The 2,166-nt window shown below is 73.4% G+C and carries 2 protein-coding genes and 1 pseudogene; all 3 read left to right on the forward strand.

Going from position 1 to position 2,166, the window contains the following annotated elements; all coding sequences use genetic code 11:
- Window positions 1-145 (forward strand): annotated as a pseudogene (locus tag ACWEJX_RS37720) (DUF4439 domain-containing protein); the annotation flags it as partial.
- Window positions 146-170: 25 nt separating this feature from the next.
- On the forward strand, window positions 171-1,064 hold the full coding sequence (locus ACWEJX_RS37725) for an aminoglycoside phosphotransferase family protein (RefSeq protein WP_451611922.1): 894 nt from the start codon (window positions 171-173) through the stop codon (window positions 1,062-1,064).
- A gap of 68 nt (window positions 1,065-1,132) precedes the next feature.
- Complete coding sequence (locus ACWEJX_RS37730; protein WP_451611923.1) at window positions 1,133-2,095, forward strand: slipin family protein; 963 nt, start codon at window positions 1,133-1,135, stop codon at window positions 2,093-2,095.
- Window positions 2,096-2,166: the final 71 nt, after the last annotated feature.

A 2,166-nucleotide genomic window follows, 5' to 3' on the forward strand; every position in this document is an offset into this window, starting at 1 on the left:
GTCGACCATCTCCTCGTCGTCGGCGGCCTGCACGACCCGGCCGGTGGCGGCGGCGCTGCGCGAGGCGGCGGTCCGCGCCGTCCGCTGGCGCGGCAGCGACGTAACCTTTCCTGGGCTCGCCGAACGGGCCACGGGCAGGGCCTGAGCCGAACTTAAGGAACAACGCACGCATGGGTTTCGAACCGCCGCAGCGACTGGTGCGCGTGCTCGGCGAGACGTACGGGGACGCCGCCGCGGCCGCCTGGCTCGGCACGCTCCCTGAGCTCGCCCGGGACACGCTGGAGCACGCCGGTCTGGTCGCCGAGCGCGTGGTGGCCCCCGGCGGGCGCAGCAGCCTCGTCGTCCTCGTCCCGGGCGCCGTCCTGAAGCTCGCCCCGCCCTTCGCCCGCCCCGACCTGGAGCGGGACGCCCTGGCCCACTGGAACGGCTGGGGCGCGGCGAGGCTGCTCGGTGAGACCGCGCACGGCGGGCTGCTCCTGGAGCGGCTGCAGCCCGAGGTGTCGCTGCGCTCGCTGCCGGAGGCGAAGGCGCTCCTGGAGGCCGCGGGGACGGTGCGCAAGCTGTGGGTGGAGCCGGCGGCCGGGCACGGCTTCGAGTCGGTGGCGGAGCGCACGGCACGGCAGGCGGAGGGCATGCGGCGGTACGCGGACGGGGCCGAGACCGGCGCCCTCGTCACCGAGGCCCTGGCGGCCCGCGCGGAGCTGCTCGCCGGGACCGGGCCGGCCGCCGAGGACTTCCTCCTGCACGGCAACTTCCGGCAGGGCAAGGTGCTGGCCGCCGAGCGGGCCCCCTGGCTCGCGGTCGGCCCGGAACCGCTGGTCGGCGAGCGCGCCTACGACCTGGCCCGGCTGGTACGGGACCGGGTCGAGGACCTGGTCGCCGCCTCGGCCGGCGCCTCGTCCGCCCGCCGCCGGGTCAACAAGCTCGCCGACTCCCTGGAGCTGGACCGGGAGCGGCTGCGCGGCTGGACCCTGTTCCGCGCCGTCGAATCCGCGACCCGCGCGCTGACGGCGGGGCGCCGGACGGACGCGGAGCTGCTGCTCGAGTTCGCGGGCTGGCTGTAGGGGAATACCCTTTTTGTAACCTATGGGCGCTTTAGCCCTCCGGATCGGCTCGACAGCAGGGGGCCGTGATGATCCAGGAAGTGTTGACGGCCGTCATCGCGGGCGGCGTGGCGATCGCGGTGTACGCGGGCGCGGCGGCGCGCGTGGTGAAGCAGTACGAGCGCGGGGTGGTGTTCCGCTTCGGAAGGCTCGTCGGCGAGGTGCGCCCGCCCGGGTTCACGATGATCGTGCCCATGGTGGACCGGCTGCACAAGGTGAACATGCAGATCGTCACGATGCCGGTGCCGGCCCAGGAGGGCATCACCCGGGACAACGTGACGGTGCGGGTGGACGCGGTCGTCTACTTCAAGGTGGTGGACGCGGCCGAGGCGCTGGTGCGGGTCGAGGACTACAAGTTCGCCGTCTCGCAGATGGCGCAGACCTCGCTGCGGTCGATCATCGGCAAGAGCGACCTCGACGACCTGCTGTCCAACCGGGAGAAGCTCAACCAGGGGCTCGAACTCATGCTGGACTCGCCCGCGATCGGCTGGGGCGTGCAGATCGACCGCGTCGAGATCAAGGACGTCTCCCTGCCCGAGACCATGAAGCGCTCCATGGCCCGGCAGGCGGAGGCGGACCGCGAGCGGCGGGCGCGGGTCATCAACGCGGACGCGGAGCTGCAGGCGTCGAAGAAGCTGGCGGAGGCGGCGCGGCAGATGGAGAGCACGCCGTCGGCGCTGCAGCTGCGGCTGCTGCAGACGGTGATGGCCGTGTCGGCCGAGAAGAACTCGACGCTGGTGCTCCCGATCCCGGTCGAGCTGCTCCGCTTCCTGGAACGTGGCGCGCCCACGACGCCGAGCTCTTCGACGTCGGCCTCGACGTCGGCGTCGGCCTCGATCCCGCCTCTGCCTCCGTCCCAGGAGCCCATTCCGGGGCTCCCGACCCCCGCGTATCTGGCGGGGCGGGCGGACGCGGCGGAGGCGGTGGAAGCGGTGGAGGACCTGACGGGAGCGTCGGTGGAGCCGTCGGCGCCGACGGACGGGGAGTCCTGAGCGGGCGCGGCGGCACCTGGGACAAGGGCAAGAACTGCGAGACCTTCAACCCGCTCGGCCCCTGGCTCGTC

It is taken from the genome of Streptomyces sp. NPDC004788 (assembly GCF_053601115.1).

Coding starts and splice junctions, on each gene's coding strand:
- ACWEJX_RS37725 (WP_451611922.1), top strand. CDS start 171: ATGGGTTTCGAACCGCCGCAGCGACTGGTGCGCGTGCTCGGCGAGACG.
- ACWEJX_RS37730 (WP_451611923.1), top strand. CDS start 1,133: ATGATCCAGGAAGTGTTGACGGCCGTCATCGCGGGCGGCGTGGCGATC.